16 protein-coding genes and 1 tRNA gene are annotated in these 15753 nt (G+C 63.3%); 9 read left to right on the top strand and 8 right to left on the bottom strand.

Annotated elements, in window-relative coordinates; all coding sequences use genetic code 11:
• Positions 1-198 precede the first annotated feature (198 nt).
• The 3 genes from B5525_RS10090 to B5525_RS10080 form a co-directional block, all read right to left on the bottom strand.
• Positions 199-1461, bottom strand: coding sequence for a PQQ-dependent sugar dehydrogenase (locus B5525_RS10090; RefSeq protein WP_079565876.1), 1263 nt, complete (start codon positions 1459-1461; stop codon positions 199-201).
• 447 nt (positions 1462-1908) lie between these two features.
• Positions 1909-2367 (bottom strand): YybH family protein, encoded by a 459-nt coding sequence (locus B5525_RS10085; protein ID WP_244567865.1) that lies wholly within the window; start codon positions 2365-2367, stop codon positions 1909-1911.
• A gap of 260 nt (positions 2368-2627) precedes the next feature.
• Positions 2628-2702 (bottom strand) — tRNA-Gly (locus tag B5525_RS10080).
• A gap of 466 nt (positions 2703-3168) precedes the next feature.
• On the opposite strand from B5525_RS10080, the gene trxA reads away from it, so the two are divergent.
• The 6 genes from trxA to B5525_RS10045 all read left to right on the top strand — a co-directional run bounded on the left by trxA (position 3169) and on the right by B5525_RS10045 (position 9806).
• Entirely contained in the window at positions 3169-4074 is a 906-nt protein-coding gene (gene trxA / locus B5525_RS10070; RefSeq protein WP_079565874.1) for a thioredoxin, read from the top strand.
• 26 nt (positions 4075-4100) lie between these two features.
• A complete protein-coding gene (locus B5525_RS10065) occupies positions 4101-4775 on the top strand; it encodes an LON peptidase substrate-binding domain-containing protein (RefSeq protein WP_079565873.1) in 675 nt (224 codons plus the stop codon).
• 381 nt (positions 4776-5156) lie between these two features.
• Positions 5157-6101, top strand: coding sequence for a M48 family metalloprotease (locus tag B5525_RS10060; RefSeq protein WP_172899843.1), 945 nt, complete (start codon positions 5157-5159; stop codon positions 6099-6101).
• Positions 6102-6677: 576 nt separating this feature from the next.
• Positions 6678-7445: a hypothetical protein gene (locus B5525_RS10055; protein WP_079565871.1), complete on the top strand. Its 768-nt coding sequence runs from the start codon at positions 6678-6680 to the stop codon at positions 7443-7445.
• Positions 7446-7549: 104 nt separating this feature from the next.
• Positions 7550-8008: a hypothetical protein gene (locus tag B5525_RS10050; protein ID WP_154073141.1), complete on the top strand. Its 459-nt coding sequence runs from the start codon at positions 7550-7552 to the stop codon at positions 8006-8008.
• A 16-nt stretch (positions 8009-8024) separates the two neighbouring features.
• Entirely contained in the window at positions 8025-9806 is a 1782-nt protein-coding gene (locus B5525_RS10045) for a S8 family serine peptidase (RefSeq protein ID WP_079565869.1), read from the top strand.
• Between the two features lie 79 nt (positions 9807-9885).
• On the opposite strand, the gene B5525_RS10040 is transcribed toward B5525_RS10045, so the two are convergent.
• From B5525_RS10040 to B5525_RS10025, 4 genes are all read right to left on the bottom strand, one after another.
• A complete protein-coding gene (locus B5525_RS10040) occupies positions 9886-10716 on the bottom strand; it encodes an FTR1 family iron permease (protein WP_079565868.1) in 831 nt (276 codons plus the stop codon).
• Between the two features lie 11 nt (positions 10717-10727).
• The gene (locus tag B5525_RS10035) at positions 10728-11066 is read right to left on the bottom strand and encodes a cupredoxin domain-containing protein (protein ID WP_172899842.1); all 339 of its coding nucleotides are present in this window, start codon (positions 11064-11066) and stop codon (positions 10728-10730) included.
• A 42-nt stretch (positions 11067-11108) separates the two neighbouring features.
• Positions 11109-11990, bottom strand: a complete 882-nt coding sequence (locus B5525_RS10030; RefSeq protein WP_244567864.1) for a hypothetical protein — start codon at positions 11988-11990, stop codon at positions 11109-11111.
• A 155-nt stretch (positions 11991-12145) separates the two neighbouring features.
• Positions 12146-12496, bottom strand: coding sequence for a hypothetical protein (locus B5525_RS10025; protein WP_079565866.1), 351 nt, complete (start codon positions 12494-12496; stop codon positions 12146-12148).
• 93 nt (positions 12497-12589) lie between these two features.
• Here B5525_RS10025 and B5525_RS10020 point away from each other — a divergent pair, with 93 nt between their 5' ends.
• Together B5525_RS10020 and B5525_RS10015 are read left to right on the top strand one after the other, a co-directional pair.
• Positions 12590-13126 carry a TetR/AcrR family transcriptional regulator gene (locus tag B5525_RS10020; protein ID WP_079565865.1) on the top strand — a complete coding sequence of 179 codons (537 nt, stop codon included), beginning with the start codon at positions 12590-12592 and terminating at the stop codon, positions 13124-13126.
• A 69-nt stretch (positions 13127-13195) separates the two neighbouring features.
• A complete protein-coding gene (locus tag B5525_RS10015) occupies positions 13196-13393 on the top strand; it encodes a Trm112 family protein (protein ID WP_079565864.1) in 198 nt (65 codons plus the stop codon).
• Positions 13394-13470: 77 nt separating this feature from the next.
• Here the strand turns inward: B5525_RS10015 and B5525_RS10010 are convergent, their stop codons facing one another.
• Positions 13471-14691 carry a ubiquinone biosynthesis hydroxylase gene (locus tag B5525_RS10010; RefSeq protein ID WP_079565863.1) on the bottom strand — a complete coding sequence of 407 codons (1221 nt, stop codon included), beginning with the start codon at positions 14689-14691 and terminating at the stop codon, positions 13471-13473.
• Positions 14692-14890: 199 nt separating this feature from the next.
• On the opposite strand from B5525_RS10010, the gene tesB reads away from it, so the two are divergent.
• The gene (gene tesB, locus B5525_RS10005) at positions 14891-15751 is read left to right on the top strand and encodes an acyl-CoA thioesterase II (RefSeq protein WP_079565862.1); all 861 of its coding nucleotides are present in this window, start codon (positions 14891-14893) and stop codon (positions 15749-15751) included.
• The last annotated feature ends 2 nt before the right edge of the window (positions 15752-15753 follow it).

Here is a 15753-nt window from a genome sequence, read left to right as displayed (position 1 = left end):
ATCTCGTCTGCGCTCCCGGCAATCCATCTCTCAAAAGGCGTTTTCATTATGATGGATGATGATAGTTGCCCAAGTCATCCCGATCAGGTCGGGGACAGGGCTCCGGGCACGACGACCCGAACGAGACCGCCGCGGCGCTACAATGAAAAACTGCGGCCACCCGTTCCCGAGCGGCCGCAGCCTCCGATCGATCGAGCCTTACTTCTTGCTGTAGCTGATGCGATAGATCGCGCCGGCCCAGTCGTCGGCAACGAGGATCGAGCCGTCCTTGTCCAGAATGATATCGTCCGGACGGCCGAGATAGCCCTGGTCGCCTTCGATCCAGCCGGAAGCGAACACTTCCTGCTTGGGATTCTTGCCGTCGGGGCCGACGGTCACGCGCATGATCCGGCCGCCCTGATATTTATGCCGGTTCCAGGAGCCGTGTTCGGCGATCAGGATGTTGTTCTTGTACTCGGCAGGGAACTGGTCGCCGGTATAGAACTTCATGCCGAGCGGAGCCACGTGGGCGCCGAGATTGAGCACCGGAGGGGTGAACTCCGAGCACTTGTGACCCATCGCAAACTTGGTGTCCGGCAAATTGCCCTGGTGGCAATAGGGATAGCCGAAATGCTCGCCCGGCTTCGAGATCATGTTGAGCTTGTCGCTGGGCAGATCGTCGCTGATCCAGTCGCGGGCGTTTTCGGTGAACCAGTATTTGCCGGAGCGCGGATCGACGTCGCCGCCGACGCTGTTGCGGACGCCAAGCGCCACCAGTTCGGCGTTGCCGGTCTTGGGATCGACGCGGCGGATCTGCGACACGCTGGTCGGCGGAATGCCGACGTTGAAGGGAGGTCCGAACGGAATGTAGAACCAGCCATCCTTGTCGGCGGCGAGGTACTTCCAGCCATGGGCCGCGTAGGACGGCATGTCGTCATAGACCACCTTGCCGTCGCCAAGCTTATCGAGATTGGCTTCGGCGTTGTCGTATTTGATCAGCTTGTCGACCGCGATGACGTAGAGCGCGCCGTCCTTGAAGGCGAGGCCGGTGGGCATGTTGAGGCCCTTGAGGATGGTCTTGACCTCTTTCTTGCCGCCATTGTCCTTGATGGCGTAGACGTTACCGAGGCCGAAGGAACCGACGAACAAGGTGCCCTTGTCGCCCCATGCCATCTGCCGCGCGGCCAGCACGCCGGGCGCGTAGACCTCTATCTTGAAGCCCGGCGGCAGCTTGATCTTTTTCATCATCGTAGCGAGTTCCGCTTCCGACGCACCGGTCGGCGGGCCCGACGGCGGCGCGAGGCCCTTCTGGGCTTCGGTCTCGTCGCCGAGGAACCAGTCATCCGGTGGATGGGTCCAGAATTCCTTGGTTCCGGACTGATAGCTATGCAGAGCTTTTTGCTGTGCGTTGGCCTGGCTGGCCCCCGCGACAACGACGATTGCCGCGAGCGCAAAAATGGATCGATTGAAGGCCGATTTCATCGCGTCACTCCCTACGCAGCCAAGCGGCTGCCCTGTTACTTATTTTCAACGCCCGTGAGAGACGTCGTTTGGTCTGTTGTGAGGTGGATCAGACGGAGGAATGCTATCACATCCATTGCGACTGAGAAGCGTTGCCGCGCGCCGTTATTACGCCGCAACAAATTGAGAAGAAATTTCTTCCAGCCGGTTTCATTCGAGAGGATTTTTGCGATCGGCTGCGCTGCACTGCGGCATCGCAGATGGCATCGCATACATTTATGCTGGGCTGCTTAGGCGGAAGGCAGCCCGTCAGCGCCGAACCGGGGGCCGTGCAATCGGCGCTCCCACGGTGCGAGAGTTCGTCAAGCGTGGGCATCATCTCAGGGCACTGCGCGCGTCGATGCATCGGCGGAAAGAAGAGCGTCTTCATTTACTTCCGCCGGCCCACCGAAATCTCGGCCAGCGCCCTTACTTTGGCGCTGGGGCAGTCTTGGGCGATACATGGTGACTGGCGATTTTCCAGTCGCCATCCTCTCGAATGATCACCCATGTCAGGCGGAAGGAGACGGGGGGCGCGTTCTCGCTCACCACGAAAGAAGCGGTGCCGGCGACGTTGATGACGTCGGAGCCGATCGGCGTGGTTACGAGATCGGTGAACTGGACTGTCGGTGACTTCCATCGCGGCAGCGCGTTGAAATAGGCTGCGACACCCTCTTTTCCTTTATAGAGCGGCGGTGTCGAACCAAAGAACAATGCATTCCTGGAATACAGCGACGCCAGCGCGTCAGCATCGAGCCTGGTGAATCCGGCGGACCATTTTTCGATGATGCTGGATACGGCCTGCTCCGCGGGATCGGCGCCGGCGGGACCTGAAAGGGTTAAACCAACAACAGCAAGCGCGATGATCAGGGCGTGAAGTCTTCGCAATGAACCCTCCCAATATTTGCAAAATAAAGAATGTCTGGATCAAAGCCCAACCCGCGGATGAAGACAACGACCGCTTATGAGATCCGCGAGGATCAGACCGATTGCCGCCCGAGCCCGGCGATGGGCCGATCTCGACAGGAGCGTGAAGCCTCTGGATCCGGGACGGGACGTCGCGGGGTTGCGATGATGCGGATCGCCCAACAACGAAAAGCCCGCTTGTCAGCGGGCCTTCGTCAAACTCTGCCAAATCCGAAAACATTTGGAGCGGGCGAAGGGGCTCGAACCCTCGACCCCGACCTTGGCAAGGTCGTGCTCTACCACTGAGCTACACCCGCGTCCGAAAGAGCTGGCGGCGGTGACGCCGACAACAACGGGCAGAGCTATGCCAAAAGCCGCCCCTGAATGCAACAGCAGACGCGAGCTCTTGGCCCGCCATCGGGCGCCCAGATTGGCCCGAAAACCACCGCTATACCCTCCAAACCCCGGTTTCCGCGTGTTTCGCCGGGAACCCGGCCAAGCGGCCCAGGGTCGCGCGCAGCGATTCGGGCCGTTTGGCGAACCAGCCGCGAAACCTCCCCGTCAGTACTTTCCGCCGGCCGGCGTCGCGATCGAGGTCGCCCGCCCGATCGGGAGGCCCGTTGCCGTCCCCGGGACCGATTGAAATTTGCCCGCCAACCGCCATCTGGGTGAGAAGATTTCTGAACCAGCCCGGCGGGCGTGCTAGAACGGGCCCGATCCGCAAAACATTGGGCCAGAACACCGGGCCAAGATATTGGACCAAGACATCAGGCGAGGATTCCCGTGACGATAGTAGAGCAGGGCAGCGGACCGACGCCCGATCTGATCAAGGAAACGACCACCCAGACCTTCGTGAAGGACGTCATCGAGGAGTCCAAGCGCCAGCCGGTGCTGATCGACTTCTGGGCGCCCTGGTGCGGCCCCTGCCGCCAGCTCACGCCGCTCCTTGAAAAGGCGGTGCGGGCTGCCAAGGGCAAGGTGAAGCTGGTCAAGATGAACATCGATGAGCACCCCACGATCCCGGGACAGATGGGTATCCAGTCGATTCCCGCCGTGATCGCCTTCGTCGACGGCCGACCCGCCGACGGCTTCATGGGCGCCGTCCCGGAGAGCCAGGTCACCGCCTTTATCAACAAGCTGACCGCCGGCGCGCCGGGCGAGCCCAATGTCGAGGAAGTCCTCAAAGAGGCCGAGGCCGTTCTTGCCGATGGCGACCCTGCTACCGCGGCGCAGATCTACGCCGAGGTGCTGGCGACGGATGCCACCAATATCGCAGCGCTCGCGGGACTGGCGAAAACCTACGTGGCGACCGGCGCCATAGACCAGGCCAAGCAGACGCTGGCCATGGTCCCGGAATCGAAGCGCAACGATGCGGCGGTGAAAGCCGTGCAGGCTTCGATCGATCTCGCCGAGCAGGCCAAGTCGGTCGGCCCGGTCACTGAGCTGGAACAGAAAGTCGCCGCAAATCCGCTCGATCATCAGGCTAGATTCGATCTGGCGACTGCGCTCAACGCCTCCGGCAAGCGCGCTGAAGCGACCCAACAGCTGCTCGAAATCGTCAAGCGCGACCGCAAATGGAACGAGGACGGCGCGCGCAAGCAACTGGTGCAGTTCTTCGAGGCCTGGGGGCCGACCGACGAGGCCACCGTCGAGGGACGCAAGCGGCTGTCGACCATACTGTTTTCATAACCACCAGCGAACAGTTCGGACCGCCGATGCCGATCAATGCCGAATATCGCGGGCCCGGCGACCTTCCCGAGGTGATCCCGGTGTTTCCGCTGCCCGGCGCGTTGCTGCTGCCGCGCGGCCAGATGCCGCTCAACATCTTCGAGACGCGCTATCTGGCGATGGTGGACGACACGTTCCGCGACGGCCATCGGCTGATCGGGATGATCCAGCCCGACGTGTCCCATACGCAGGACGAGACCAGACCGAGACTGTTTCGCGTCGGCTGCGCCGGACGCATCACTCAGCTCGCCGAATCCGGCGACGGCCGCTACATCCTCGAACTCACCGGCATCGCGCGCTTCAAGGTGATCGAGGAGATGACGGTGCTGACGGCGTACCGGCAATGCAAGGTGGATTTTTTTCCCTTCATCGACGATTTCACCGCGCGTAAGGGCGAGGAAGCGGTCGACCGCGAGGCGTTACTGGCGGTGCTGACGGATTTTCTCAAGGCCAACGATCTCAAGGTCGACTGGGAAGGCGTCGAGAGCGCGCCCAATGAGGCGCTGGTCAATGCGCTGGCGATGATGTCGCCCTACGGCCCGCCGGAGAAGCAGGCGATGCTTGAAGCGCCCGACCTCAAGACCCGCGCGGAAATCCTGATCGCGGTCACCGAAATGGATCTCGCCAAGAAGCGCACCAGCGGGGATCCGCCACTGCAGTAGTGGGAGTGCACCGCGCGCGGCGGCAAGCGGCCCCGAGGCAGCGGCGTTGCGAATTGAACGCAATCGCCTTGGCGCGGTGACAGAGACCAATGCCAATTGAGATTTCCAATGGATGGCAGCGCGCCGGTTGTCTGGCCCGCGTTCACCGTAGTTCCACGGTATTCAGTTGCTGTGTGAGTCTTTTCTGTGGCTGCGGCATGAAATTGGCATGACAGTAGCCTGGTCGAAGCTTAGCCTGACGATGGGGTGGCGGTTTGGGGGACTGCGGGGGTGTTTAACATTAGCTTGGAACGCGAAGCTCGGCGCGCGCGGCCCTATGCCTTCGCCGAACCCTCCCCTCGCATATCATTTGCGCTGGTGCGTCCTGCACCGCAGATGCAAATGCTGCGCGTTCTACGATCCGGCGCGGCCGTCATCGTCGAAATCCTTTTCCCGTTACAACAGGCCGGCACTTTCCTGCGCTGCCAGATTCAGGTGGATTCGCAGGATCAAGCGCTCAGGCGGCCTCAACGGCCGGCCCATCCAAGTTCAAACCTTCGATCGTCGGCGTTGGCACTGGCGGCGATGACGCTGCTGCACGCGGTATGCGGCTGGATCGTCGGCGGGCCCGAGGGCGCTCGGCGAGCACTGGTCGGAAACGCACCGCAACCCGGCGGCTCGACGATATCGCGCGAGGCGATGTACCGCTGGTTCGGCGCGCGCCTCCTGAATCCGGCTGAACTGCCCGAACTCTTTGATATGCTGGCGAGCGTCTGCCACCGCGCCGGCCTGTCCCGATTACCGGATCTTTATTGCATCGCGGCTCCCGCCGACATGAATGCCTATGCACTGGGTGGCCCCGAGGACGCCGCGATCGTGCTGACCGAGGGACTGCTGCGCGGGATGACGCGCGACGAGATGGCCGGCATCATGGCCCATGAAGTCGCTCACATCCGCAACAATGACGCCTGGGCGATGAGCTGGGCAGCGGCGCAGCATCGTGCGATCGAGTGGACCTCGTCGACCGGTCTCGCATCGCTGCGTGCGCAACATGGCGGCATGCCGCTCAATCGGTACCTGGCGGCGCTGCTGAATGCCGCGCCGGCAATCGGCCAGTTGCTTCGCCTGGCCCTGTCACGCACGCGCGAACTGGATGCGGATGCGACCGCGCTGGAACTGACCGGAGACTCCCAAGCGCTGATCGCCGCGCTCGACAAGCTCGAGCGGCACCATGCCGGTTTTCCGGCCCTTTCCGTCACGGCGTATGAGGATGGCCCAATGCGCCTGCTTCGAAGCCATCCCGCCACCTCGGAGCGCGTCGGCGCGCTGCTTGGTCTTGCCTGCTGATGTTCGAATCAAATGTCGTAGCCGTATAAAATTGCATAGCTGCATTTGCCGGTCGCGCAGCGAGGGCACGGCATTTTGGAACCGTGCACAGAGTCTTCACAAAAATAACGCTGGGGCTCCGCAAAAATATCGCTCGTTCGATGCATTGTCGCATCAGAATTCTCACGCTCATAAAAAATATTTCGGGAGCGAACAAAACGGAGCATCGAACCGGACCACGGTCAGCTCGCATCCGGGATGAATTCAAGCGCGACAGGCAACGACGGCCGCATTCGCATTCGTCCCTCGACTCTGTCCAACACCGCCATCCTTCTGTTCTCTGAAAAGCGTCTCGCCGCGGAAACGGCACGGACGTTGACGGATTTGGGCAGACGCGCTCGGGCGGACCTGTCCCGATTGAGTGATCCCGATTGATCTTCAGTGACGGAGAGCGAGTGATTTCGTCTTTAGTTGTGCGACCAAAGCTTGGCTGTGCGACCAAGGCTTTGCTCTCATTACGAGTAGTTAGCGTGCGAAGGCCGATGGTCTTTGTTCGTAGTGGGCTGAGGGGCACCAACCATCGCAAGGAGAAAAGCGATGACCTACTTCGACACACAGCAACAGAATCCGGCGCATAATCCTCAGTTCGGTCCGCAGCAATGGGGCGGTTTCAGTTCTCAAACCGCCCAGCCATACGGCGCGTGGGCCAACGCGCCGTGGATGCAGGCGATTGGCGGTTACGGGCACGGCGGTTATGGACAAGCAGCCTATGGCCAGCAATACGGCCAATATGGCGGACAGCCCTCTATCGGCGCTTTCGGATACAACGCCGGATGGGGCGCGCAACCTCAGGGCTGGGGCCAACAACAGCAGCCTCAATGGGGCGGCCAGCAGCAGCGGCAGCTTTCACAGCAGGACGTGACCGAAGTGGTGCGGCAGTTGGCGCCGGCGCTGCCGCAGATTCTGGCTCAGGCGCAGTCACCGCATGCTGCAATGGGATACGCCGCTTACGGCCAGGCACCGCGGCAGCTCAGTCAGCAGGATGTCAACGAAGTGGTAAGGCAGCTGCTGCCGATCGTGCCGCAGATTATCGGGATGCTGCAGGGCCAGCCGCAGCTCCAGTACGCGGCCATGCAGGGCGGGCTCGGTCTCGGCCAATTCGGGCAGGGCAATCCCGGGCAGAGTTTCGGCGCGCCGTATGGAATGCCGCAGTTCCAATCGGCCTTCGGCGCTCCGGGCGCCTGGGGACAGCAGCAGCGTCAACTGACACAACAGGACGTCGCGGATGTTACCCGCCAGCTCATCGGGGTGATCCCGCAAGTCATCGGCAACCTTCAGGCTTTTAACCAGCAACGGATGATCTGACCGCGCGCTGCCAGCCCGACGGTGAGGTACGGCCGCCGCTCGCGTGAAGCGGCGGCCGTCGCCCTCCGCTACTAACGAATGCGTCCCGATGAAGGAGAACATCGATGTCAGCTTCCAATCCCTCTGCCGCGACGGCATCCCAGCCGCAGCCGCCAGACATTCAACGGCTCCTTGGCTTGCTCGGCAATTTGATGCCGCTCTTGATGCGGCTGCAGTCGCAAGGCTTTGAGCAGCCCTCCCAGACTACACAAGACAACGCCGTGGTTCCGAACCCGGCGCTCGATCACCAGGCAGCGGCGAACCTGATCGCAGATATGATTGCGGACTCGCTCCGCACGCTTTCGGCCTATCTTGAGGCCAATGCCGCGTTGTATGCCGGCCTGGAAGGCTGCGTTCCCGTCGTCACGCAAGCCGCGCATCGGTTTGCCGTGCGGGATTATGCCGAGGCCTTCAATCGGATTTGGCTGGCGTACCGCGTGATTGAAACGATCCGCGCCGCCGATCCCCGGATCCCACCGCCGCGCTCGGCATCGTCCGAACAGACTCTATCGTCAATTCATTGAATTGAGAGGCAGTGCCATGATGGCAAGTGCAGACGATACCCGTTCCGCCTCGCGCAGCAGCCGGCGCCCCAAGCCCGCATCCGGACGCCACTACATGATCGCCCCGGTGGCATCGGAAGTAACTCAGCAGGAACTGGTCGACCGGCTTAAACGTGCGGGCAATATCGAAATCCTGCGGACCTACGCCGAACGCGAAGCGGTTGCCCCGCCGATCGCGGTGGTCCGCATGTCCGAAGAAAACGCCGCCGCGCTGCGCCGGTCCGGCGCTGGCGCATTCGTCGTCGAGCCGGACCGTTACCTGCGAGCGGCTTCATTTGCGGCTGCGCCGCTACGGTTCCAGACCATGCCTGCGATGACCGCGCTCGGCCCGGATTCCACGGTGACAATCCAGGTGTCGGGCAAGGGCGGCGAACCCATTGAGCAAGCCGAGGTGCGCCTGCTCGGCAGCCAGGCCTCTGCGCAAGGGCAGACCGGCAAGGATGGCAGAATAGATCTGGCCCTCCATGGCGAACTGCCGGAAACGGTCGCCGAGCTGTTTGTCAATGCGCGCTCGGGCTATTGGGGGTTATGGCGTCACCGGCCAGACCTTCAGGCCGACACCGTAAACCCTCTTACCCTGGAACCGCTGTCGCCAACCGACCAGTTGGACTGGGGCGCATCGGCAATGAGGTTCGATCAGCTCCCGACTGAATGTCGCGGCGCTGGTATCAAGATCGCCCTGATCGACAGCGGCGTTGCTACCAGCCACAAGCAACTGGCGGGCGTGACTCACGGCATCGATGTCAGAGGCGGCGAAGAGCGCTCCTGGACACAGGATTTCATGGGCCATGGCACGCCGTGCGCGGGCCTCATAGCCGCCACGCCGGACGAGGCGCACATGATCCGCGGTTACGCACCGGACAGCGAGCTGTATGTTTGCAAGCTTCCTCCCGACGCGCGTTGCAGCGACCTCATAGCGGCGCTGGATTATTGTCTGCAAGCGGGCATCGATGTTGCGTGCCTCGGTTTCGGCTGCGAACGCGGTTCGGCTATCATCGAGCAGCGTATCGCCGCGGCGAAACAGCAAGGCGTCGGTGTGATCGCCGCCGCGGGAAATTCTGCCGGACCGGTGCTGTTTCCCGCGTGCTCTCCGCATGTCATGGCGATCGGGGCGATCGGCCAGACCGGGAGCTACCCGGAAGACAGCCCACAAGCGGTTCAGGCGGCGGCCGCCGTTGCGGTCGGGGGAGGGTTGTTTGTGCCGCTGTTTTCATGCCGCGGACCCGAACTCGACCTGTGCGCGCCCGGTGTCGCGGTCGTTGCGTGCCAGTCGCCGGACGGCTACGCGGTTTGCGACGGCACCTCGCTGGCCGCAGCCCATGTGACGGCGCTTGCGGCCTTGGTCCTGGCCCACCATGGCGACTTCAGAAGTGGCTTTGCGAGCCGGGATCTTCAGCGGATCGAGCGGCTGTTCCAGATCCTCAAAGGCACGGCGCAGCCGATCGGCGCCCCCTGGCAGACCGGCGCCGGACTGCCGAATGCGGCGCAGGCGCTCGGCGTCACCTCCGGGCATCGGCCGCTGGCGGCGCCGCTCGATGCCGGACTGCGCGAGATGCGCCGCGCCGTCCGGCAGCTGGACCGGATTCGCTCCGGCGCGAGCGGCGCTGAAGCGTTTGAGCCGCCGCGCGGCCCAGCCAACGTTACGCATTTGCCGTTGAACCCGACCCCACTGGCATTCCAGGTTGCGAGCGACGCCAGAGCGGGAATGCAGGATCTCAAGGTGGCGATGATGCTGGCGGGTCTTTCCGACAGACGCTAGTCCGCCGCGCGAACCGGGAGACGCGGTGCCTGCCGCGTCTCGGCGCCGTGAACGAGGACAGTTTCCGAAACGACCAGCGTCAGCCGACGGCGACGGCGCGGTCGTTGGGATGCGATCCAGTCAGCCGCATCAGCATGAAGGTCGCCAGCACCACGGCGGCGTAGACCACTAGCTGCATTTCGGTCGGCTGATCGGTGTAACCGATGAGGGTATGCAGGGTCCGCCCGGCGATACCCGTTTCGGGAAGGAGCCAGCCGGTGTCCCAGACCACAGTGTCGAGCGAGGTGAGCCAATTGGCGCGCTCGAGGAAAGCCACCGCCTGCGTCGCCATGCCGGCCGCGAGCAACGTGATCAGGGCGGTGGTGGTCGTAAACAGCGCGCGCGGCGGGATCCGCATCAGGCCGAAATAGGTCAACAGGCAAACGCCCACTCCGAGCGCGAGACCGATGAAGCCGCCGATCGCAAGGCTAAAGGCCGATCCACCATCGGAGGCGGCAACGCCATAGAGAAACAGCGCAACCTCGCTGCCTTCGCGCAAGACGGCGACACCGACCACCACGGCCAGCGCCAGCAGCGACTTGCTGCCGTCAACCACCGCCTGGCCGACCTGGCGCAGTTCGCCGGCCATTTCCCGGCCATGATGCGCCATCCAGACATTGTGCCAGGTCAGCATGACAACGGCGACGCCCAGGATCGCCGCGTTGAACAGCTCCTGCCCCATGCCCGCGAACAGCTGGGACAATGCACCGGCAAACGCGGCAACGACGCAGGCCGCGAGGACGCCCGCCAGCACCCCGCCGCCGATCCAGCGATTGCGGTGCGGCACCGAACCGGTCACCGCGAGCACGATGCCGACGATTAATCCGGCTTCGAACACCTCGCGGAACACGATGATGAGGGCAGCCAGCACCGTGCGTTCACCTATTGCACGGTCAGGGCGCCACGCGCCTTGTCGTTGAAGTCATCGTAGAATTCATAGCGTCCGGGCTTCAGCGCCCGCACGTTGATGACGCCTTCGGTACCCGCGGCAACCACTTTTTCGACCCGCAGCGACGTGCTCTCGAACTCCATGGCCTTGCCGTCGAGATTTTTCACCCGGAACAAGATCGGCTTGTCGGCCGGCGCGCTCACCTGGCTCGGCTGGAACTGGCCGTTGGAATAGGTCAGCCGGATCTCGGTCGCCTGCTGCGCCTGCGACGGAGCCGCTTGAAGCGTCGCGATGCCGCAGACCGCGGCAGCCAAGGTTAGTCTTTTCATCATCGGCACAGCGAACACCTGTCATCCTTTCCGGTGTTGAGGAGATCAAAATTCCCAGGCGAACTTGAGTCGCGCACGCTGGCGCTGGAACTCTGACAGATTGAGCGAGACGGGGTTGCCGATCTCGCGGCCCCAGACCTGGGCGTTCCAGGCCGCGGTCATGAACATTTTCGGCGTGAACCGGATATAGAGAGACGGCCCGAGCAGGACCGCGTCGCCGGTAAAGGCCGACAGATCGACAGCGTCGTAATGCCGGAGGTACCACACCTCGCCACCGAGCACGACGTTGGACAGCACGCGAACCGAGAGCGCGGCCGAGCCGCCGACGGTCGCTTCGCGCACGGTGTCGCCAAACAGCGTCTGCGTGTATTCGGGCTCGTAGAGCAGATTGAACCCGGCATACAGGCGATTCTTCATCAGTTCGAGATCGGCGTTGACGGCGGTTTCGAACTCGTAATTGTGCACGTGCTCGCCGCTGGTCTCGTCGATCAGCCGCACGTTGGGCTCGAACGCCAGCGTCACCGAGAGCGGATTGTTGGAAGTGCGCTCGATCGCGAGATAACGGAATTCGGCAAAGCCGCCGGCGAAAGCGACCTGGTTGCGGTCATCCAGATCGGTCATGCCTCGAATATTATGGGTCGCGCCCAGCGCACCGAATTCGATCTGGACGAACTGCGACGGCGTGAATTCGAATTCATATTTGGTCTCGGTCGCCGTGTAGTGACCGTCGCGCTTGCCGAACCGGCCGATGGTGTCGATGGTGAATTCTTTCTCGCCCTCGATGCCGATACCGGAGCCAGTGGTGAACCCGAAAATGTACTTGGTTTCGAGCTCGCGCCAGGAGCTCGCATCCTCGGCGCGTGCCGCGCCGCCTTGCCAGAAGGAAAGGCATGCCGCTGCGCCCATTGCAATGACGTGAACACGCACCGATTTTATCGCCGCTCGTATGCCCTGACGCACCACCACATCCCCCGATTGACGCCCACAGCTAGCGTCTCGCAGCCGGAGGGGCAAAGAGACTCGCTCTAAACTAGAGGCATTCTAAGGTGTTGCGATGGATCAAGGGGTTGGCGGGTCGACTGCTAATATCCGGCGACCGCCAGCGCGACCACGGCGCTGAGCGCCATCCAGCCGAAATGGCGGCCGCGGGTCGCGAGTGCATTGGCCAGCGCGCCGAAGGCGAACACGCAGCCCATGGTGACGACGATCCAGTGCCGCGCCGGCTCCGAGGCCATCCAGGGCGCGGCGATCAGGAGCACGCCACCGCCGATCCAGGCCACCGTGCCGGCCTGCCACACCAGCCGGATCAGAGTCCGCAGCCGTGCCGGCTCGATGGTGACGCGCGGCATCACTTTGGTTTCGCCGAGCACGCCGTGGATCAGCGCGGCCGCAATCGCGGCGATGCCCGAACATTGCAACAGGAGATCTCGCATTGGCTGGGCTCCATACAGGGCTGTATGGTTGGTAGGCCGGACGCTGGTGACTGTCAATACAGTAGTGTATGGTCAGATGACGCAAGGCACGCCATGACCGATCAACTTTCCGCGAAAGACTGGCTCGATCTCGGGCTCAAAGTGCTGGCCGAGAGCGGTTTTACCGCGCTGAAGGCCGACCCGCTGGCAAAAGCGATGGGGGTGTCGCGCGGCAGCTTCTACTGGCATTTCGCCGATATCGGCGCGTTCCACGCCGCCATCCTCAAGCATTGGCGCGAGGTCGCGGCCGAGCAGATCATTGCCAATGTCGAGGCCGCCGCCGGCAACGACAATCCGTTGCAGCTATTGCTGCGCCAGGCGTTCGGCGGCAGGCTTTCGCTGGAAAACGCGGTCCGCAGCTGGGCGGCGCACGATTCCTTGGCTCGTCGCGCGGTGCAGGCGATCGACCGGCGCCGGCTGAGCTATTTGGAGCGGTTGCTCAGGGCTTCCGGGCTCGCGCCCAGAGTGGCGCGCGCCCGCGCGCAAATTCTCTACTGGGCGTTTCTCGGCTTTGCTTTGTCGGACAAGCCCTTGCCCCGGGCGCGGCTGCAGGCGGTGCTCGACGAATTGCTGCAGATCGCCTCGCGATAAGCCGCCGCCCACCCCGCCGGATCGAATAGAATATGCTAGAGAATTAGGATCAAGCTGGAGACGACAAACATGAGTTCCCCACCCGAGCGCCTCGAAGGCACCGTCGATCCGAAACTGCTGGAGATCCTGGTCTGTCCGCTGACCAAGGGCCCGCTCGAATTCGACGCGGCGCGGCACGAATTGATCTCGCGTTCCGCAAAACTCGCTTACCCCATTCGCGACGGCATCCCGATCATGCTGCCGGAAGAAGCGCGGAAGATCGAGTGAGGGAGCAGGCGAGTAGGGAGTGGCGAATCGCGAATAGAGAAGCTTCTATTCGCTACTTCGTATTCGCCATTCGCCCGCTACAACGCCTCGCCCTTCAACAGCCGCGGCACCTCGCCGGCAAGCCCTGCCGCCTGGCGGATGAACATGCTCTTCAGCGGCGGCGTGCGGTCGACCAGGCCGAGTCCGATATCGCGCACCGCGCGCAGCAATTTCGATTCGTTCGAGAACAGGAAATTCAGCGAATTGGTCGCGAGCCCCATCGCCATGGTGTCGAACCGCCGCCAGCGCTGATAATGGTCGAGCACGTCGGCCTGGCCCAAGTCCATGCCGAGCCGCGCGGCGTCGACGATCACTTCGGCGAGCGCCGCGACGTCCTTCAGGCCCATATTGAGGCCTTGCCCCGCGATCGGGTGGATGACATGCGCGGCGTCACCGACCAGCGCCAGCCGTTCGCCGATGAACGAGCGCGCCACGAAATAGCTCAGCGGAAACGCGCGCGGCTTGTCGAGCGCCTTGATCTCGCCGAGATGCAGGCCGAAGCGCTGCTCGAGCTCGGCGTGAAATTCATCTTCGCCCAGGGCTGTGATGCGCGCGGCTTCGCTGCGCTTCTCGGTCCATACCAGCGAGGAGCGCTTGCCGGTCAAAGGCAGGATCGCGAAGGGTCCGGCGGGCAGGAAGTGCTCCTCGGCGCGGCCGTGATGATCGCGCTCGTGGCCGACGGTGACGACGATGCCGGACTGATCGTAATCCCAGCCATGGGTGGCGATGCCGGCGCGCTCGCGCAGTCTGGAGCGCGCGCCGTCCGCCGCCACCAACAGGCTCGCCTCGATCGTGCTGTCATCGGCCAGCGTCACATCGACGCCGTCAGAACGCGCGGCAAAATCCGTCACCGCGCTGGCGCGCAGGTCGACGCCCTCGGCTTCGGCGCGCGCCGCCAGCGCGTCGATCAGCTGGCGGTTTTCGACCATGTGGGCGAAGGGCTCGCCCGGCTCGACATGGCCGCCGAAGGTCAGGAGCACCGGGCGGGTAGCGTCTTCCAGTTTTGAATCGGTGATGACCATATCGAGGATCGGCTGTGCCCCGGGAGCGACCTGATCCCAGACGCCTACGGCAGCGAGCAGCCGCCGGCATGCGGCCACGATGGCGGTCGCGCGCGGATCGCGGCTCGGGCGGATCGCAAGCGCCGGATCAGCGACAATGACCGGAATATCGGGGCCAAGGCCCTGGCGCAGCGCCAATGCCAGCGCCAGCCCCGCAAACGCGCCACCGCCGATGACAATGCTTCGCTGTGCCGACATGCCGTACCCTTAAACCCGCCGTACCCTTAAACCCGTAGCCATAGTCTATACTTGCTACAGGACAATAGCTGGGCGAAACAGGGGCCTGAAACAAGGCTTAATCGTCATTCCGGGGCACCCGTTGGCGTGAACCCGGAATCTCGAGATTCCGGGGTCAACACCGCGTGTCGTCCCGGAATGACCAGGAGAGCGCGCTTCCATGTCCAACGGCCTGATTGACCTGATTTCCATTCTCGATCTCGAGCCGATCGAGGTGAACATGTTTCGCGGCAACAGCCCGAAGACGAGCTGGCAGCGGGTGTTCGGCGGGCAGGTGATCGGGCAGGCCATGGTGGCGGCGTGCCGTACCGTCGAGGGCCGGTTGCCGCACTCGCTGCATTGTTACTTCATCCTGCCCGGCGATCCACAAATCCCGATCATCTACGAGGTCGAGCGGCTGCGCGACGGCAAGAGCTATTCGACCCGAAGGGTCACCGCGATCCAGCACGGCAACGCGATCTTCTCGATCATGGTGTCGTTCCATATCGATGAAGAAACCGCGTTCGACCATCAGGACAGGATGCCCGACGTTCCGCCGCCGGAAAAGCTCACCGCCGAGGAGGTGGCCAAGCAGCCGATCTTCCGCGAGATGCCGGAATTCATCCGCCGCTATTACGAATCCGACCGCCCGATCGAGCTGCGTCCGGTCGAGCTCAATCGCTATTTCGGCCAGAAGATCGAGGACGGCCGCATCCATGTCTGGATCCGCACCGCCTCGAAGCTGTCCGACGATCCGGCACTGCACATGTGTGCGCTGGCCTATGCGTCGGATTTCTCGCTGCTCGACGCCGCGATGGCGCGTTACGGCCGCACCCTGTTCGACAAGCGCATGATGCCGGCGAGCCTCGATCACGCGATGTGGTTTCACCGGCCGTTCCGCGCCGACGAATGGCTGCTTTACGCCCAGGACTCGCCGAGCGCGCAGAGCGGCCGCGGCCTGACGCGGGGCATGATCTTCAAGCAGGACGGGACGCTGGTGGCGTCCGTGGCGCAGGAAGGCTCGCTGCGCCAGCGCAAGTAAGG

The sequence above is a fragment of the Bradyrhizobium erythrophlei genome, assembly GCF_900129505.1.
Classification (GTDB): domain Bacteria; phylum Pseudomonadota; class Alphaproteobacteria; order Rhizobiales; family Xanthobacteraceae; genus Bradyrhizobium; species Bradyrhizobium erythrophlei_D.
This window is presented reverse-complemented; position numbering and strand designations above follow the sequence as displayed.